Source organism: Chitinophaga sp. H8, from assembly GCF_040567655.1.
GTDB lineage: Bacteria > Bacteroidota > Bacteroidia > Chitinophagales > Chitinophagaceae > Chitinophaga > Chitinophaga defluvii.
Genome location: NZ_JBEXAC010000002.1, coordinates 1,888,308 through 1,906,558, shown reverse-complemented (window position 1 = coordinate 1,906,558; position 18,251 = coordinate 1,888,308). Strand labels below are relative to the sequence as shown.

The 18,251-nt window shown below is 46.4% G+C and carries 13 protein-coding genes; 11 read left to right on the top strand and 2 right to left on the bottom strand.

Features of this window, described 5'->3' with window-relative positions:
• Positions 1–61 precede the first annotated feature (61 nt).
• Positions 62–964: a LysR family transcriptional regulator gene (locus ABR189_RS21580; protein WP_354662556.1), complete on the top strand. Its 903-nt coding sequence runs from the start codon at positions 62–64 to the stop codon at positions 962–964.
• A 41-nt stretch (positions 965–1,005) separates the two neighbouring features.
• Entirely contained in the window at positions 1,006–1,806 is an 801-nt protein-coding gene (locus ABR189_RS21575; RefSeq protein WP_354662555.1) for a DNA alkylation repair protein, read from the top strand.
• 152 nt (positions 1,807–1,958) lie between these two features.
• Here ABR189_RS21575 and ABR189_RS21570 read toward each other — a convergent pair whose 3' ends face one another.
• Both ABR189_RS21570 and ABR189_RS21565 read right to left on the bottom strand, forming a co-directional pair.
• Positions 1,959–2,540 (bottom strand): DJ-1/PfpI family protein, encoded by a 582-nt coding sequence (locus tag ABR189_RS21570; RefSeq protein ID WP_354662554.1) that lies wholly within the window; start codon positions 2,538–2,540, stop codon positions 1,959–1,961.
• A 65-nt stretch (positions 2,541–2,605) separates the two neighbouring features.
• Positions 2,606–5,023, bottom strand: a complete 2,418-nt coding sequence (locus tag ABR189_RS21565) for an ABC transporter permease (protein WP_354662553.1) — start codon at positions 5,021–5,023, stop codon at positions 2,606–2,608.
• Between the two features lie 345 nt (positions 5,024–5,368).
• Between ABR189_RS21565 and ABR189_RS21560 the strand changes: the two genes are divergently transcribed.
• The 9 genes from ABR189_RS21560 to ABR189_RS21520 all read left to right on the top strand — a co-directional run bounded on the left by ABR189_RS21560 (position 5,369) and on the right by ABR189_RS21520 (position 18,234).
• Positions 5,369–6,745 carry a 3-keto-disaccharide hydrolase gene (locus ABR189_RS21560; RefSeq protein ID WP_354662552.1) on the top strand — a complete coding sequence of 459 codons (1,377 nt, stop codon included), beginning with the start codon at positions 5,369–5,371 and terminating at the stop codon, positions 6,743–6,745.
• Between the two features lie 244 nt (positions 6,746–6,989).
• On the top strand, positions 6,990–7,613 hold the full coding sequence (locus tag ABR189_RS21555; RefSeq protein WP_354662551.1) for an RNA polymerase sigma factor: 624 nt from the start codon (positions 6,990–6,992) through the stop codon (positions 7,611–7,613).
• Positions 7,614–7,685: 72 nt separating this feature from the next.
• Complete coding sequence (locus tag ABR189_RS21550; RefSeq protein WP_354662550.1) at positions 7,686–8,780, top strand: FecR family protein; 1,095 nt, start codon at positions 7,686–7,688, stop codon at positions 8,778–8,780.
• A 170-nt stretch (positions 8,781–8,950) separates the two neighbouring features.
• Positions 8,951–12,289: a TonB-dependent receptor gene (locus ABR189_RS21545; RefSeq protein ID WP_354662549.1), complete on the top strand. Its 3,339-nt coding sequence runs from the start codon at positions 8,951–8,953 to the stop codon at positions 12,287–12,289.
• A 30-nt stretch (positions 12,290–12,319) separates the two neighbouring features.
• Positions 12,320–13,903, top strand: coding sequence for a RagB/SusD family nutrient uptake outer membrane protein (locus ABR189_RS21540; RefSeq protein WP_354662548.1), 1,584 nt, complete (start codon positions 12,320–12,322; stop codon positions 13,901–13,903).
• A gap of 32 nt (positions 13,904–13,935) precedes the next feature.
• Positions 13,936–15,066, top strand: coding sequence for a redoxin domain-containing protein (locus tag ABR189_RS21535; protein WP_354662547.1), 1,131 nt, complete (start codon positions 13,936–13,938; stop codon positions 15,064–15,066).
• A 161-nt stretch (positions 15,067–15,227) separates the two neighbouring features.
• Positions 15,228–15,860 (top strand): class I SAM-dependent methyltransferase, encoded by a 633-nt coding sequence (locus ABR189_RS21530; protein ID WP_354662546.1) that lies wholly within the window; start codon positions 15,228–15,230, stop codon positions 15,858–15,860.
• A gap of 56 nt (positions 15,861–15,916) precedes the next feature.
• Positions 15,917–17,725: a DUF885 domain-containing protein gene (locus ABR189_RS21525; protein WP_354662545.1), complete on the top strand. Its 1,809-nt coding sequence runs from the start codon at positions 15,917–15,919 to the stop codon at positions 17,723–17,725.
• 155 nt (positions 17,726–17,880) lie between these two features.
• Complete coding sequence (locus tag ABR189_RS21520; RefSeq protein WP_354662544.1) at positions 17,881–18,234, top strand: MmcQ/YjbR family DNA-binding protein; 354 nt, start codon at positions 17,881–17,883, stop codon at positions 18,232–18,234.
• Positions 18,235–18,251 lie beyond the last annotated feature (17 nt).

Sequence of the window (18,251 nt, the reverse complement as noted above, 5' to 3'; positions counted from 1 at the left end):
TTAGGCCAGGGTTCATTATGATAAAAATGATTTAATTTTACCGTAATAATGAATTTTACTCATGATTACAATTCAGCATCTTCAGATCATAGACAAGGTGATCAGCGAAGGGTCGGTAACGAAAGCTGCGGCGCGACTTCACCTCACACAATCTGCCCTCAGCCACCAGATCAAAGACCTGGAAACGGCACTGGGGCTGAAGCTGTTTCTTCGTAGCGGTAAAAAAATGATTCTCACCGAGGCTGGCCGGAAAGTAGTGGAGAGCGCCCAGGTGATCCTGCCCCGCCTGCAATACCTGCAGGAAGAATTAGGTCACCTGAAAGCGGGCAAATCTCGCCAATTGCGGATCAGCACGGAATGTTATACCTGCTATAACTGGCTGCCAGCTGCCCTGCAACAAATTCAGCAGCAGCATGCACAGGTAAATGTGGAGATCATCGTGGAAGCCACCCAAAAACCTTTGCAATACCTGGAACAAGGCAAGCTGGACCTGGCCATCGTGAGCAAACGCCTCCCCGACAGCCCGCTGCAATACAAACACCTCTTTGATGATAACCTGGTAGTAGTGGCCCCCGCAGCGCACCGCCTGGCTAAACTGAAAAAGCCACTGCAGCCCTCCCAGCTGGAAGGAGAAACCCTGTTGTTATATCAATTCAGTAAAGACGGCCTCTCCTACGCCTTTCTCGAAGGAGTACACTTTAAACAGCTGATTAAAATGCCCCTCACCGAAACCATCCTGGAAATGGTAAAAGCAGGCATGGGCATTACTATCATGGCCAACTGGGCAGCTAAAAGCTACGCCACCAATCATGCCCTGGCACTAATTCCGCTGGACCATACACTTTCCAGCCGCAGCTGGTACGCCTGTTTTCATAAAGATGCAGATGACGCGGTGAGAGGAATGGCGGAAGAAATAACAAACGCGGTGAGCAACGAAAAAAATGTTCCGAAATTAGCATCTTAAAAAACACCGGATATTACCCAACCTATAGCAGAAGATAAAGTATGAAGGACAACAAGGATTTGACACAACGGAAAGGAGCTGTTAAGGCCGCGCATATCCCTCCCACAGTAATGGATGCACTGAATCGTGGCAGCATTCCCTCCGTCAATTTAACAGAATGGCTGGCGGTAGATCACCGTCAGTTATTGATGCATGTATTTGCTGATAAGCCACTTTACCTGAAACCGCTCCAGGATAATATGGCCTCCCTGCATCAAAAAAGTGTGAGAAGTACGATCATGGCGATCGGGGAATTTTTATTGCAGGAAAGTAAAAACAGCAGCGATCAGCAACTACTTCCTTTTTTGTCGGCCCATGTTTCAGACAGTGTGCGATGCTGGGCTTGTTATATGATAGGGACCGACCCGGAACTGAGCATCCTGCAAAAGCTGCATGCTATCCAACCTTTTGCTGCTGACGCACATTTTGGTGTCAGGGAAATTGCCTGGATGGCGGTCAGGAATGAAGTAAGCCTTCATTTGAATGAAAGTATTACCCTCCTTTCAAAATGGGTATCTCACCCGGATGAAAACATCCGCCGGTTTGCCGTAGAAGTAACACGCCCCTGCGGTGTTTGGTGCAAGCATATTGACCAGCTCAAAACCACGCCTGCCATAGCCTTGCCTATACTGGAACCGCTAAAGGCAGATACGGCAGTGTATGTTCAAAACTCCGTAGGCAACTGGCTGAATGATGCAGGGAAAAGTCAGCCGCAATGGGTAAAACAATTGTGTGAACAATGGGCTGTTGCTGCCAACAGCGCCACGACGAAGATCATTAAACGGGCAAGCAGGAATATCTGAAGAAGCTGTTAGCTGTTGGCTATTAGCTGTTAGCCAAGGTGGCACAAACTATCCGATAAAAACAAACCGCTATAAAACAGCGGACTGTATTATAGCGGTCAGGTGATGATACAAATGCTAACAGCTAAAGGCTAAAAGCTAATAGCTCTAAACTACAATTCAATCTTCGTGCCCAGTACTTGCAGGAATGCAGCGATCCATTGCGGATGTGCAGGCCATGCAGGTGCGGTCACCAGCTTACCGTCTACCACTGCTTCGTATACATTTACGGCAACATATTTTCCACCGGCAATTGTTACTTCGGGCCCTACCGCAGGATAGGCGGTGAGTTTTCTGCCGCGTACCAGGTCGGCTGCTGTCAGGATCTGGATACCATGACAAATAGCTGCTACCGGTTTGTCGGCCATGAAGAAATGTTTGACGAGTTCAATAACATTTTTGTTAAGACGCAGGTATTCAGGGGCACGTCCACCGGCAATAACAAGCGCATCATAATCCGCTGCTACTACATCCGCAAAGGTGGCATTCAATACAAAGTAGTGTCCCCGTTTTTCGCTGTAGGTCTGTTCTCCTTCAAAGTCATGAATAGCAGTAATCACCTTATCGCCCGCCGCTTTGTCGGGGCATACTGCATGTACTTCATGTCCCACCATCTGCAACATCTGGAAAGGGACCATTGTTTCATAATCTTCTGCGTAGTCGCCTGTTAAAAACAGTATTTTTTTCTGTGCCATTGGTTAAATATTTTTTAGGGTGATGACGCGATGAAGCCGCCCTATGAAGATAACCAAAATGCGGCTTATTCTGATCTTAACGCGCGCACCGGATTCATCAGTGCGGCCTTTAATGCCTGGCCTCCTACGGTGAGCAATGCGATCATGACGGCCACCATACCGGCAAATGCAAATACCCACCATTGTATATCGATATGATAAGCAAAATCATTTAACCATTTGTTCATCCCCCACCAGGCTACCGGGGTAGCTATCAGGATGGCCAGCAATACCAGTTTTACAAACTCGGTGGATAAGAGGGTGGTGATATTGGTTACGGAAGCACCCAATACTTTCCGTATCCCGATTTCCTTTACCCGCTGCTCCGTAGCGTAAGTAGCCAGGCCAAATAATCCCAGGCAGGCAATGAAGATGGTGAGCCCGGCAAACAGGCCGAAGATCTTGCCAAAGCGCTGGTCCTGCTGGTATTGCAGCTGAAAGGACTCATCCAGGAAGCTATACAGGAAGGGGTGATGCGGCACCAGTGCTGCCCATGATTTTTCCACTGCTGCTATCGTTTGCGCCACATGATCGGGTTTGATATGCAGGGATATTTTGTTGAACCCATCCGGGTAAGCGATACGCAGCACCAGCGGTTCTACTTTCTTATGGAGGGATTGATAGTTAAAATCTTTCAGTACGCCTACTACATTCCCTTTACGCCCCCATTGCTCAAAACGCTTGCCGACGATATCTTCCGGATTAGCATAACCATATAGCTTTGCTGTCGCTTCATTAACCATAAGGGATTGTTCTGCATCAGCAGGGAAATCCCGGGAGTAAGCGCGACCAGCTGCTAGTTTGAGATCATACACCGGGATAAAGTCAAAGTCAATTTCGTATATCGTAGGTGCATACGACTGCATAGCGCCGTTATTCATTTCAATATTCGTCCCTGCATTAGGAATAAAATCTCCTGGTACAGAACGGGAAGCCGAAACGGATAATACACCAGGATCTCTTGCAAGTGCCGTCTTAATCACTTCCATCTGCTTGTTGACCACGTTATCCCCACCATAGTCGATCACCAGCATCTGATCTTGTTTAAAGCCTTTCTTGTAAGTCCGGAGGTGCTCCAGCTGGAAAAATACGATCAGGGTACTTGCAATCAGAGCAATAGACAGGCTGAACTGCAACACCACCAATCCTTTTCTCAGCATTACTGCATTGCCGGAAGACCTGAACTTTCCTTTCAGCACTTCTGCCGGACGGAAGCGGGATAATACCCAGGCCGGATAACTACCCGCCAGGATACCTACTACAAAAGGGATCAGTATAAACAGCGCGATGATAGTACGGGATTGGAAAGCAGCCACCGGAAATGGCTTACCGGATATTTCCCGTAGCAGGGGTAATGATATGAAAGAGAGTACAATCGCCAACACTACGGCGATCAGCGATATGACCACCGACTCCGTTAAAAACTGGTAGATCAGTCCATCCTGGAAAGCGCCTACCGCTTTACGTACGCCTACTTCCTTTGCCCTTTCCAGGGAGCGGGCGGTAGACAGGTTCATGAAATTGATACAGGCAATCAGCAGGATAAATACGGCGATCACGGAAAAGATATATACATTGGATAGGCTACCTATTGCACCCGGCTGGCGGCCAGCCACCGAATGGAGGTAAGCAGCCGTTAACGGCTCCAGTGCAATAGCATAACCGTTATCCATATTCTCCGGTTGATGACGGTCGATAAAGCTGGCCAGCTTGCCCTCCATGTTTTTAACATTGGTGTGGTTGGCTAGCAGGAGATAGGTATAAAAATCCACATATCCCCAACTTTGAAAGATCCCGGGCTCAATCCGCTGAAATGTACTCATAGAGATCAGCCCGCTGAAGGTGAAATGAGAATTGGCAGGCACATCTTCCATAACGCCAGTCACCGTCAATGCATCTTTTTCCCCTACCTGGATGATCTGTCCCACAGGATTACTGTTACCAAAATACTTCTGTGCCATCGTTTCCGTAAGCACAATGCTGTTAGTTGCTTTCAATGCACTACCTGGATTACCTGCCAGCATTTTCCAGCTAAATACATCAAATACCGTAGAATCCATGAATAACAGGTCGTTCTCCTGAAAACTCTTTTCCTGGTACTTCAGCAACAAGTGAACCGGGCTGGTGAATTGTACCACCTTTTTTATTTCGGGAAAATCGGCTGCCAGCGCTGGCCCTACCGGCGCATTGCCCCATACCTGGAACTCGGTAGCACTGGGTGTGGGTAGTTTCTCCCCTGCTTTCGTATGGCGGTAAGCATGCAGTACCCGGTATATGTGGTCCACATTTTTATGGTAACGGTCGTACGACAGCTCTCCTTTCACATAGATGGTGATCAGTACACAGCAGGCAATGCCTACTGCCAGTCCGGCAATGTTGATGATGGAGTAAGTTTTATTTTTCAGCAGGCTGCGCCATGCGATCTTAAAATAATTCTTTAGCATAAAAAGATATTATAAGGGCATCAGGGAAAATACAAACAGGGGTGCACAAAATAACGGCCATTTATGCAAAGTGCCGGGTAGCAAGGATTTCATTTTTTTATCCTGTGTTCAGATGTTCGGATACGGACGTTGGGCCCCTAAAAACGGACGGTTTCCGGATTTGGAATAATAACTGCTCTTTCGGTAGCTGGGCATCATTGCCACCCAAATGCAATCGGTTGTAATTTTAGACCCCACCTGGCTTACCATTGGTGTATTATTTTTTGCAATCGGTTGTAAAAAAGATTTTCATTGCTTAATTTGGACGTTATATTTGTTATTTTGGAGTCCCATCAAGGAAAGGTTATGAAAAAGACAATACTACTCTGCGGCAGCTTACTTTGCATGTACGGCGCCGTGTTTGCACAATCTGCCAAATCCGGCAAGTGGCAGTCACTTTTTAACGGAAAAGACCTGAAAGGCTGGAAACAGCTGGGCGGCGTTGCTCATTATAATGCGCAGAACGGAGAAATAGTTGGTACTACGGTATTAAAAACGCCTAACTCTTTTCTTGCTACTGAAAAGGAATATGGAGATTTCATCCTGGAGCTGGAATATAAGCTGGATGCACCGTTTAATTCCGGGATCCAGTTTCGCAGCCAGAGCCGTCCGGATTATGAAAACGGGCGGGTATTTGGTTATCAGATGGAGATAGATCCTTCTGAAAGAGCCTGGAGTGGTGGTATATATGAAGAAGGCCGCAGGGGCTGGCAATATCCGCTGGACCTGAACCCGGTAGCGCAAAAAGCCTTTAAGCACGATGGCTGGAATAAGTACCGCATTGAATGCCGGGGACCGGAAATGCGTACCTGGATCAATGGCGTACCCGCTGCCCATCTCGTAGATACTGCCTTGCCAAAGGGTTTTATCGCCTTGCAAGTGCATGGTATTGGCGGCAAAACAGCAGATGAAGGCAAAAACATCCGCTGGCGTAATATCCGTATCATAGAAAATCCCGCTGCTTCGCAATATTCAAAATATGATCAGGTATATGTGGTCAATAATATTGACAACAACATTTCCGGCCAGGAGAAACAAAATGGTTATACGTTGTTATGGGATGGCGTAAGCTCCAAGGGATGGAGAGGCGTAAATAAGGATAAATTCCCGGACAAAGGATGGGTGATCAACAATGGTATACTCACCATACAGCATTCCACCGGTGATGAAGAAGGCAGTGGCGGGGATATTATTACTGACAAAGAATACGGTGCCTTTGAAATGGACTTTGAATTTAAGCTGACAGAAGGGGCCAACAGCGGGGTTAAGTACTTTGTAAAGGAATCTTATGACACCAAAGGTAAATCAGCTATAGGACTGGAATACCAGGTACTGGACGATGCGAAGCATCCGGATGCCAAGCTGGGTAATGGTCATAACAGAACACTGGCATCCCTGTATGATCTGATAGCCCGTAAGGATGTGAAATCAGCTTTACGTCCTATTGGAGAGTGGAATAAGGGCCGCATCATCGTATTCCCGAATAATCATGTAGAGCACTGGCTCAACGGATTTAAAGTAATTGAATATGAAAGAGGCTCACAGGCATTCAAAGACCTGGTAGCTATCAGCAAGTATAAAAACTGGAAGAACTTCGGATTATGGCCGGAAGGGCATCTGCTGCTACAAGACCATGGCAACGAAGTGTCTTTTAAAAGCATTAAGATCAAACAGTTGAAATAAGGTGATATATCATCAGTTATTATAAGCGTTTTCATTGTTCACTGTTCTAGATAAAACATTCCGATTCTTCGGAATGTTTTTTTTTGCCATATGATTTGGTCTTCCGCTATTGAAAATCAGCTATGATACCGGGCCTGTCCTCCCTGTTGGGGACCATGCGCAGGTGCCACTAGATTAGTTTTTACCATATATTTTAATAGCTTTATGGCCTGAAAGGTGAATCATTACCTCCGTTTTTCATGTCATGTTAAAGGGAAATACAACAGAAAACAGTGATGAGGATTTATGGGAACACTTGTTACAGAGCGATCAGGATGCTTTATACCAACTTTACACACGATTTTACCAACCGTTGCTTTCTTTTGGATTAAAGTATAATACAGACGCCGATTTTGTAAAAGATGCCATCAACCAGCTTTTTCTTTATTTATGGGAAAAGCGGGATGGTTTACAGGCGGCCCGCAATGTCAGGAACTACCTCTATACTTCTTTACGCAGGCAACTGGCCAGGCAGGCATTACAACACAGTTATGTGTCGACCGACCTGCTGGATGATGCCGGCCAACCTTTTGTGCCTTCCCGGGAAGATAGCTGGATAGCCGAGCAGGAAGTAGCCGAGCGCTCCCAGCTGATGGCCACTGCGATCAACAAACTACCTGCCCGCCAGCGGCAATTACTGTTTATGAAATATTATGAAATGCTCAGCTATGAAGAAATGGCGGACAAAACCGGTTTAACCGTACGGAGCATTTATAATAAAGTACATGAAGCCATTGTGAGGTTAAGGCAAGACCTGGAGCCTTCCAGCCCTGCCTCCGGAAAACCACTCCTATACAGCATCCTGCTATTACTCCCCTGGCTATTTTAAATTTTTGTTAAAATATTTTCAAAACGGCAGGTAAATAATGCCGGGCTACCGCTCTATCATAAAAAAACCTGGATGGAGCCTGTTAATTCTATAGCGGATTTGCTGTCAAATGAGTCATTTCTAAACTTTTGCCAGCAGCGGAACAAAGCTGATATAGCCTATTGGGAAGCCTATATACAGCAACATCCGGAACAGGCGCCTATGATCAGGCAGGCACAACAGGAGTGGAAATACCTGGTGCAGGGTATCCGGCAGGCAGATATGCAGGCGCAGCTGAAAGTGCTGCAACAGCAGGTAGCGCAGACAACGGCAGCACCCATGCAGGTAGCCGCAGTCAATAAAAAGCACTGGCTGACACCCATGAGAAAATATGCGGCCGCAGCTGTGATCGCCGCAGGGGTACTGGGTACCCTGATATGGGCTTTACAGCCTTCCCAACAGCAGCTGCCCCAGGTAACGCTCAGTTATCCGGACAGCTATAACAATAAAGCCGGAGAGCGCCAGCATATGCAGTTGCCCGATGGCTCGGAGGTAGTACTGAATGCTGCCAGCAAACTGACGCTGGGAGCGGAGTTTAAGGATGGTAAACGGGATGTATACCTGGAAGGAGAAGCCTACTTTGATGTGATACATGATGCCAACCGTCCTTTCACAGTATACATGAAGGAGGCCACCATCAAGGTATTGGGCACTTCGTTCAATGCACGGGCTTATAACGGAGAGGATTATACTGAAACCACCCTTATCAAAGGTTCGGTAGAGGTTACTTTAAAAAGAGAAAACCGGGTGATCCGCCTGCTGCCCCGGGAGAAGCTGCATTACAGGGCCGTTCCTCCGGACAGTATTGCCAGTAAGGCCGTATTATCCGGCAAAACATATCTGACGGTTTCGCCTGTCAGGATGGATCCTGTTGACAGTTTGACTACAGAAACTGCCTGGACAGAAAACAAGCTGGTATTCTTTAATGAACCGCTGGAAGAGCTGGTAAAAAGACTGGAAAGATGGTATGGGATCCATATTACCATAGCCGATGAAGAGATGAAACAGTTAAGGTTCAGTGGAGACTTTAAGCAGGAAGATCTCCCGAGGGTACTTGAAATATTGCAATTAACAATGCCTTTCCGCTACCGGCAAGCATCGGACAGCAGTATTGTAATATATAAATAAAAATAGGGGGAATGCGGCAACATCCCCCCTGTTAAAGCTCAGAAACAGCCAACGGATTAGGTTACCGCTGTTTCAATTATTAAACTTTAAACTAAAGTAAAGGTATGCAAAAAAACCAACCACCGAGGGGGCGGCGACTACGTCCCCTATCAGCCAAATTATTATTGTTTATGAAACTGACAACCGTTTTATTAGTGGTGGGATTTTTACAGGTATCGGCCACTGGCTTATCGCAGGACACCAAGGTATCCCTGCGCATGAAAAATGCCAGCATTGCAGAGGTACTACAGGAGATAGGAAAGAAAACGTCCTATCGTTTTGCCTTCAATAATAATACATTGCCAGCGGGTAAGGAAATTAACCTGAATGTGAAACAGCAACCGGTGTCAGCGGTGCTGGATGAGGTATTGGCCAACACTGGTTTACATTATCAGCTGCTCGATGAGCAGCTCATTGTTGTTTCCGCTTATTCAAAGAATCAGCAAACACGTATCAGCGGAAAAGTAACTGATCAGACCGGCACCCCGCTGTTAGGCGTAAGTATCCGGGTAAAGCATACCAATACAGGTACTGTTACCAATGAATATGGCCGTTTCTCTTTGGTAGTGCCCAACAACGCTGTATTAATAGTAAGTTATGTAGGCTTTCAGCAGCAGGAAGTTAATCTGAATGGCCGCCGGGAAATAAACATTGTGCTGGATGGTATCCGGGAGCTGGAAAGCGTGGTAGTAGTAGGTTATGGTGTACAGCAGAAATCAACGCTTACCGGTTCGGTAGGTGTGGTAGGCAGCAAAGTACTTACACAATCTCCTGCCATCAATGCTTCAGATGCATTGATAGGACGTGTACCCGGGCTGATGGCTATAAAGGGCAGTGGTGGCCCTGGTTCCAGTTCCAAACTATATGTAAGGGGGATCAGTGGATTGGGATCGGAAATAGGCGGCACAACAAGTGGCCGTACTTTGGACAACCTGGATCCCCTGACCGTAATAGATGGTATTCCCGGCCGTAAGCTGGATGACCTGGATCCGAATGAAATAGAAAGCATTTCTGTATTAAAAGACGCATCTGCCGTAGCTGTATATGGTGCCCGTGGCGCCAATGGGGTTATCCTGGTCACCACTAAAAAAGGGAGTAAAGGTAAGACCACGCTCAACTTCACCTCCAATACCACTATGCAGCGGCCTACCCGTTTGTACAAGGTGCTGGACTCCTACAATTACGCGATGCTACAGAATGAAGCCTATAAAAATGAAGGCAACTATAATCCTGCTGCCGGCAGAGGTTATACAGATGCAGAGCTGACAAAGTTTAAAGATGGCTCTGATCCTGACCGTTATGCCAATACAGACTGGTATAATGAAATGCTTTCTGCATATGCCATGCAAACACAGTACAACCTTTCTGCCAGCGGTGGTAATGATAAAACTACATTCTTCGTTTCCGCAGGATATGCCTCCGAAGGCGGCTTGTTTGATGTGGTAAAATACAGCCGTTATAATGCCAGGGTGAACGTGGAATCCCAGCTCACCAAAAGGCTAACGCTCAATGTGCAAACTGCCGCCAACCTTTCCAAGAAGCGGGATATTGCTACGTTTGATGCAGACTATGTGATTAAATATGCGTTGCAAAGTCCGCGTATATTACCCAACCAGTTCAGTAATGGTTTGTACAACCAGATCCCGTCCGCCAGAGGTAATATGTACCTGGTATCCCGTGGTGCCAATGGTACTTACAACAATACCGGTAATATGTTTAATGGCAATATGTCTTTACAGTATGAAGTACCCTATATTAAAGGGTTATTTGTAAAAGGCATGGTAGGATATGATAAAACTTCTGCTATAGGTAAAACTTTCAGCACCCCATATGAAACCTATATCCTGGATGCCAATGGTAACTATACAAAATCTACTACCGCCAATACCAAAGCAAGGCTTTCGCAAACCTACAATGATATGCAGCTGCTGACAGCAGAAATGTCTGCTTCCTATAAGCGGAACTGGAACAAACACCATGTCAACGGGTTGCTGCTGTATAATATGACAGATATGCGTACCGATGCAATGGGCGCAGTTCGTAGTAACTTCCAGTCAGCTTCCCTTCCGGAATTAAGCCTGGGAGATCCTACACAGGCCTCCAATAGCGGTACGGAAACACAAAGAGGCCGGATGGCCCTGGTGGGTCGCTTTGGGTATGACTTTGACAGCCGTTATATGTTTGAATTCAACTTCCGTTATGATGGGTCCAACATATTTCCGAAAGGCAAACAGTTTGGATTTTTCCCTTCTGTAGCTTTGGGCTGGAGAATTTCAGAAGAACAATTCTTCCGGGATAATATCAAACTCATCAACAACCTGAAAGTAAGAGGCTCTTATGGCCTGGCAGGTAATGACGGGGTAAATCCTTATCAGTTCCTGTCTACTTATGATGTATTACAAGGTGCTGATGGCGGTTATTCTTTTGGTGGTGCAAATCCACAATACATTCCCGGTTTAAAGGAAAGTGTGCTGAGCAATCCCAGCTTTACCTGGGAAAAAGCCCGTATGCTGAACCTGGGATTAGAAATGGGCATTCTGAAAAACCGGTTGACCCTGGAAGCGGATTATTTCCGGAAAAACACAACAGATATCCTGATGCCACGGACAGCAATAGTAGGCGCCCCATTAGGTATTCCGCTGCCCAGTGAAAATATGGCTCAGACATTAAGCTATGGTGTGGAAGTACAGCTGGGCTATAACGGGCAGGCCGGCAAGGTCAATTATTTTGTACGGCCCAACCTTACCTGGATGAAAAATAAAATAGTACGGTATGACCAGGCCTCTTCTGTACCGGCATGGCAACGGCTGGAAGGAAAACGTATCAGCCTGGGCCGTCCTACCATAGGATATGTGGCAGACGGGCTGTATCAATCTGAAGAAGAAATTAAAAATGGTCCTAAACCGCTGTACGATAATGTAAAGCCTGGTGACATCCGGTATGTGGATATTGACGGAGATGGTAAAATCACCCCTAATGATATGCAGCTCATTAACAAAGGCAGCTATCCTGATGTGATTTACGGACTGTATACCGGCGCAGGCTACAAAGGCATTGAATTAAACATCCTGGTACAAGGAGCCGCGGATGTACAAACCCTTTTCACCGGTACTACTGCCTTTCCTTTTGCAGCAGATGGCGTACCGGTAGCTCATCATCTGGATCGCTGGACACCGGAAAATCCGAATGCAGCTTTTCCCAGAATGTGGATCAACAATCAGAACAATAGTCAGACATCTACCTATTGGTTAAGGAATACAGCTTACGTGCGGGTGAAGAATGTGGAACTATCGTATACGCTTCCCCGTAACTGGATGAAAGCTGCTGGCATGAGCAATGTAAAAGTATATGTAAGCGGTATGAACCTGCTTACTTTCTCTGCCTATAAATATGCTGACCCGGAAGCTTCAGGAGCAGTAGCTTATCCGCTGATGCGCTTTTATAATGCAGGTATCAACGTGCAATTTTAGGCTGGAATGTGTAACCAAAAAAACAACTACATGAAAAAAATAGCGATATATATAAGTGTTCTCCTGGTGCTGGGGGCATGTAACAAGAACATCCTTGACCGGGGGCCGCTGGATAAGTACAGTGATCAGAATGTGTGGAAGGACATGGCATTGATCAATATGTTTGTAGCAAACATTTATGCCAATATGAAAACCACCTATGATGAGGCGAAAGGGGGCAGCTGGATGATGGCCAACATTACAGATGAAGCTATTTCTTCCCGTACTTTCCATAGTGCGCGGCAGATAAATACCTTGCAGTATAATGAATCGGACGACCTTTATGCAGATGTGTGGACAAATGGGTTCCGTAATATCCGTAAATGCAACCTGCTGCTTTCCAAAATACCGGAGATCAGCGCTACTGCCGAGGTAAAAAGGCAGCTGAAAGGAGAAGGGCATTTTCTACGTGCCTTTACTTACCTGGATATTTATATGCACTTCGGGCGTTTTCCGATTACAGATAAAGTACTGACGCTGGAAGATGAAACGGCGATCCCCCGTGGCACGGAAGCTGACTGTATCAAATTTATACTGGCAGACCTGGACAGTGCGGGCGTATTGCTGCCGGAAAAATATGGTCCTACGGATATAGGCCGTGCTACCAGCTGGGCTGCATTGGCCATCAAAAGCCGTTTTTTGCTGAACCTGGAAAGATACCAGGAAGCAGCGGATTCCTCCCTGGCGGTCATCAATTCAAAAAAGTATGCGTTGTTCCCGGATTATCAAACCCTGTTTAACCCGGAGAATGATAACAATAGTGAAATCATTTTTGACAAACAATATGGCAGTGCTATCAGTAAGCAGATCCATGATGTGGATACTTACGAAAGCTCTACTTTCTTTACCGGTTTTTCCAGTGCCATTACCTGCCCTACGCAGAACCTGGTAGATGCTTTTGAGATGAAAGACGGAAAGCCCTGGGATAAATCTGCAGATTACAATCCCGAAAAACCTTACGAGAACCGGGATCCCCGTTTTTATGCTACGGTGATGTATGACGGGATAAGCTGGATGGGAGAAAAGGTGGATATGAAAAAAGGAAGCAAGTTTAACCGCGCTACCGGTTCCGGTTCCTCTCCAACCGGTTATTTCCTGCGTAAGTTCCTGAATCCTAAATATGATCATAAGAATACCAACAGTATTCCCAACTATCAGAACTGCGCTATTATCCGCCTGGCAGAAGTATACCTGATTTATGCAGAAGCGCAGTTTAAGCTGGGTCATGCGGAAGAAGCCAGGAAGTATGTGAACCTGGTGCGGCAGCGGGTAAATATGCCGGATATCGAGATGACCAATTTTTCATTCAACAGCATCATGCATGAGCGGCAGGTAGAGCTGGCTATGGAAGGACAGCGCTGGTATGATATCCGCCGTTGGAAGAAAGGACAGGAGCTGATCGGTGCAAAAATCTACGGCGTAGATATACAAGACGATGCCAATGGCCGCAATTATGTGCGGATGGAAGTAGAGCAACGCAAGTTTGAGGACAAGATGTACTGGTTCCCGGTACCTTTGTCTGAACGGCAGAAATACCCTGCCAGCAATCCGCTGGAACAAAACCAGGGTTGGTAATCATTGATCATTAAAACCAAACCATGCATCATATGAAATATAATGTAAGCACTTTATTGTTGCTGTTGGCCGGCACTGCCGCCACGGCACAGGATAAGGTTACTTTTAACGGCATTGCCGATACAGCCTATAACGGGTATAAAGTATACCTCTATAATAATGTTACCAAAGAGAATGATTCGGCCACTATAGAAAACGGGCATTTCCAGATCGTGCGTCCGTTTACCGGAGCCACCCGGCATATGTTCAGCAGCGGATATGAAGCCAAACAGCATGGTGGATACGCCCCTTTTGGCATCCTGGTAGACAGGCCCGGCGAGATCACCATCGAAGCCAATATGGACCGGTTTTATCAGTCCACTATCAAGGGAGCACCGGCACATGCTATTTATGATGCTTTCCAGCAAAAAATGGAAAGCTACGGCAAAGTATCCGAGCAAAAACTGGCGGCACAATTTGGTGCAGAAAAAGTGGCTAATCCCCGGAAATACAAGGATGATCCGTCCTTTGAAGCGATGATGGAAGCGATGGAAAAAGCCAATGAAGAAGATGGTGTAAAGGCTGCCAGAGAAATAGCAGCTAAATATCCCAACTCTGTGGCATCACCGTTTATCCTGGACCGTTATGGCCGGAAGATGCCGGTAAAAATGAAGGAACAGCTGTATGCTAAAATGACGAAGGCCGTAAAGGAATCTTACTTTGGAAAACGTTTGGCCACCGATATTGAAGGTAGCAAAAGTTCTACCCTGGGCAGCACGGTAAAAGACTTTACCCTGAAAGGTGCGGATGGTAAACCCTTCCGTTTCAGCTCCCTGAAAGGCAAGTATGTACTGATCGATTTCTGGGCCAGCTGGTGCGGTCCGTGCCGGGAAGAGTTCAAGCACATGCGTCCGTTGTATGAAAAATACAAAGGCGGGCAGTTTGAGATACTGGGCATCTCTACGGATGCTACAGCAAAAGCCTGGGAAACAGCCATGGAGCAGGAAAAATTGCCATGGGTACAAGTCCATGACCTGAAAGGCGATCAAAGTGTATCTGAAAAACAGTTTGCCGTAAAGGTACTGCCTACCATGTACCTCATTGATCCTAACGGAAAAATAATAGCGAAAGATCTGCGCGGAGAAGCTTTGGAAAAAAAGCTGGCAGAGCTGTTCCCTAAATAGGTATTTGTTTTTATAAAAAGCGATGCGGCAGGACTTCCCCGGAAGGTCTGCCGCATCGCTTTTTATATTTATAACCGTGATAATAAGGTGGTTTATTATTAGCTTTAATAGTATCAGATGCAGGGGAAGCCACCTGTTTACAAGATAAAATGCTTTTTAACATGACTGAATTCTGGGAATCAAGCTTTATTGAAAAACAAACCATGTGGGGGTTTGAGCCTGCCGATGCGGCCATTGTAACCAAAGACCTGTTCCTTGAAAAAGGCATACAGGACATTTTAATTCCGGGGATCGGATACGGGAGGAATGCAAAAGTATTTCTGGACCATGGGATTGCTGTAACGGGCATAGAGATCTCCCAAACAGCGATTGAACTGGCCAGGACACATTACGGGAATAGTATCCCCATCTACCACGGTTCTGTAACAGACATGCCGTTTGACCATAAACTTTACGACGGCATCTTTTGTTTTGCCCTCATTCATTTATTATCTCTCAGGGAAAGAAGGCAACTCATCAAAGACTGTTACCAACAGCTACAACCAGGTGGATATATGACTTTTTCGGTGATCTCAAAAAAAGCCCCCACTTTCGGACAGGGCCAGCCAATCAGCAAAGACCGTTTTAAAACAATGCATGGTGTCAACCTGTTCTTTTACGATGAAACATCCATCAAACAGGAATTCGGGAAATACGGGCTGACCACCATCACCGCTATTGATGAACCTGTGAAAAACTTTAAAGATAAGGCCCCCATCCCCTTTTGGCTGATCACCTGCCGGAAGGAAGGGTAATCCAACAGGATGTCCTCTAAAAACTGTATTTTCATTATCGCTAAACCTGCTTCACTATGATTACCATTTCATCGGTAGCCACGCCATTTTTCAGAGTGCTCAGGAATACCGGCTTATGCGGTGTTCTTTTTATAGCCGCCTGTAAGCCGGGGGGAGGAACAGCTGACAATAAAGCCATGCAGGATTCCCTGCAACATACAGTAGCCAGCTATTATGATGGCCGTATGGAGCTGTTCCCGCTGGATGCCACGATGAATGGAGAATCGCAGTATAATAACCTGTTGCCCGTAGATATCAGCGTAGGTTACCGCCAGCGGCTGGATAGTTTTTTTACCCATTACCAGCAGATATTGCAAACGATAGATACCGGTGCACTTAACAGCAATGACCGCATCAGCTATGATGTATTGCAAAGAGAGCTGGAAATAGGAAAAACCGGGTTACAGTTTCACGATTACCTGATGCCGGTACAGCAGTTTACGGCATTAACCCTTACGTTACCGCAATTTGGTTCCGGTAATGGGCCACAGCCGTTTAAAACGGCCGCAGACTATGACAACTTCATACAGCGCATGCAATCATTTGCTATGTGGGCAGATACCGCCATTGCCAATATGCGCCAGGGAATGGCCACCGGCTATGTATTACCCAAAGCCCTGGTCATAAAAACCATTCCCCAGCTGGCCGACTTGTCTAAAAATGATACCGGCAATGTGTTTTACAGCCCGCTGAAAAGCCTGCCAGCGGATCTGGACAGCACAGCCCGCACGCATTTAACAGACACCTACAAAACAGCTATTACCACCTATCTCCTCCCCGCTTATGCCAGGCTGCATCAGTTTATGCAAACGGAATACCTGCCTAAAGCACGTAGCAGCAGCGGGATAGCTGCACTGCCGGATGGAAAAGCCTACTATAACTACCTGATCCGCTACTGGACCACCACTGATAAAACACCGGAGGAGATCTATGCCATAGGAGAAAAAGAAGTAGCCCGCATACGTGGTGAGATGGAAGCTGTAAAAACGGCTACCGGCTTTAAAGGAGATCTGCCTGCTTTTTTCAATTTTGTACGTAATGATGCGCAATTCCATATTTTCAGCACACCTGCCGCCATACTGGATTCTTTCCGGGCCATTGAAGCGAAGATTATGCCTCAGGTAAAAAAGATGTACGGACACTTACCCAAGACAGGTTTCCAGATAAAACAAACGGAGGCTTTCCGGGCAGCCTCTGCCAGCGCAGAGTATGTGCAGGGCAGTGCCGATGGCAGCAGGCCCGGCACGTTTTACGTACCTATTCTTGACGCCAGGAAATTCAGTTATACCGGTATGGAATGCCTGTTTTTGCATGAAGCGATTCCCGGTCATCATTTTCAGATATCGATCCAACAGGAAAATGAATCCCTGCCTAAGTTCCGGCGTTTCAGCTGGGTGGGCGCCTATGGAGAAGGCTATGCGTTGTATTGCGAAAGCCTGGGAAAAGAGCTGGGGGTATATACCAATCCCTACATGTATTTTGGGCGGCTTTCTGATGAAATACACCGGGCTATCCGTTTAGTAGTGGATGTAGGTCTGCACACCAAAGGATGGACCCGTGAGCAGGCCATCAAATACATGATGGATAATGAGCCGGTATCTGATCAGGAAGCAACAGCAGAGATAGAGCGGTATATGGCTATTCCCGCGCAGGCATTATCTTATAAAATCGGGGAATTAAAGATCCGGGAGTTGCGGGAGCAGTATACCCGTCAGCTGGGAGATAAATTCAGTTTGTCCGCCTTTCATGATGAGCTGCTGAAAGATGGTTGTCTGCCCCTGTCTGTATTAGCACAGAAGATGAACCGGTGGGCAGCAGGCTTTTAATTTTAATTAACAATTTTATTAAATGCCGTAGTAAAAAGATGCGTAAATTTATAGTACTGGAAACTACTATTGAGAGAGTATGCAAATTGACCATTCCCAAAGGGTTGCTTGCGTTTTGAAGGTACTTTATTTTTCACCTGTTAAAGCGATGGTATATGTTTGACCTTACGCTTAATTACTGCCTTTCATTTCCCGCTGTTGTAGCGGAGGAAAAACGGGATCATGAAATCCGCTTTTCTGTAGGGGATAAGCTGTTTTGTATGTTGTCCAGCCGTGCCCCGCACACTATTGCCTTTAAATGTACAATGGACCAGTTCCATTCCCTGATTTGCCGGGCGGGTATTGTCCCTGCGCCATCTTTATCCCGGTATCACTGGGTACAGGTGCGTAATCTGGATACCCTTCCGCTCAGTGAGTTGCAGGCGTTGATACAGGCATCTTACGAAATGATTGTAAGCACCTTACCACCGGAACCGCAGCAAGGTGCAAATATGGCGGCAAAAAAATAAGTGCGGTTTAGGTTTTG

What these genes read in the sequence shown, in the direction of transcription:
- ABR189_RS21580 (WP_354662556.1), top strand. Translation starts at nt 62, where the DNA reads ATGATTACAATTCAGCATCTTCAGATCATAGACAAGGTGATCAGCGAA.
- ABR189_RS21575 (WP_354662555.1), top strand. Translation starts at nt 1,006, where the DNA reads ATGAAGGACAACAAGGATTTGACACAACGGAAAGGAGCTGTTAAGGCC.
- ABR189_RS21570 (WP_354662554.1), bottom strand. Translation starts at nt 2,540, where the DNA reads ATGGCACAGAAAAAAATACTGTTTTTAACAGGCGACTACGCAGAAGAT.
- ABR189_RS21565 (WP_354662553.1), bottom strand. Translation starts at nt 5,023, where the DNA reads ATGCTAAAGAATTATTTTAAGATCGCATGGCGCAGCCTGCTGAAAAAT.
- ABR189_RS21560 (WP_354662552.1), top strand. Translation starts at nt 5,369, where the DNA reads ATGAAAAAGACAATACTACTCTGCGGCAGCTTACTTTGCATGTACGGC.
- ABR189_RS21555 (WP_354662551.1), top strand. Translation starts at nt 6,990, where the DNA reads ATGTTAAAGGGAAATACAACAGAAAACAGTGATGAGGATTTATGGGAA.
- ABR189_RS21550 (WP_354662550.1), top strand. Translation starts at nt 7,686, where the DNA reads ATGGAGCCTGTTAATTCTATAGCGGATTTGCTGTCAAATGAGTCATTT.
- ABR189_RS21545 (WP_354662549.1), top strand. Translation starts at nt 8,951, where the DNA reads ATGAAACTGACAACCGTTTTATTAGTGGTGGGATTTTTACAGGTATCG.
- ABR189_RS21540 (WP_354662548.1), top strand. Translation starts at nt 12,320, where the DNA reads ATGAAAAAAATAGCGATATATATAAGTGTTCTCCTGGTGCTGGGGGCA.
- ABR189_RS21535 (WP_354662547.1), top strand. Translation starts at nt 13,936, where the DNA reads ATGAAATATAATGTAAGCACTTTATTGTTGCTGTTGGCCGGCACTGCC.
- ABR189_RS21530 (WP_354662546.1), top strand. Translation starts at nt 15,228, where the DNA reads ATGACTGAATTCTGGGAATCAAGCTTTATTGAAAAACAAACCATGTGG.
- ABR189_RS21525 (WP_354662545.1), top strand. Translation starts at nt 15,917, where the DNA reads ATGATTACCATTTCATCGGTAGCCACGCCATTTTTCAGAGTGCTCAGG.
- ABR189_RS21520 (WP_354662544.1), top strand. Translation starts at nt 17,881, where the DNA reads ATGTTTGACCTTACGCTTAATTACTGCCTTTCATTTCCCGCTGTTGTA.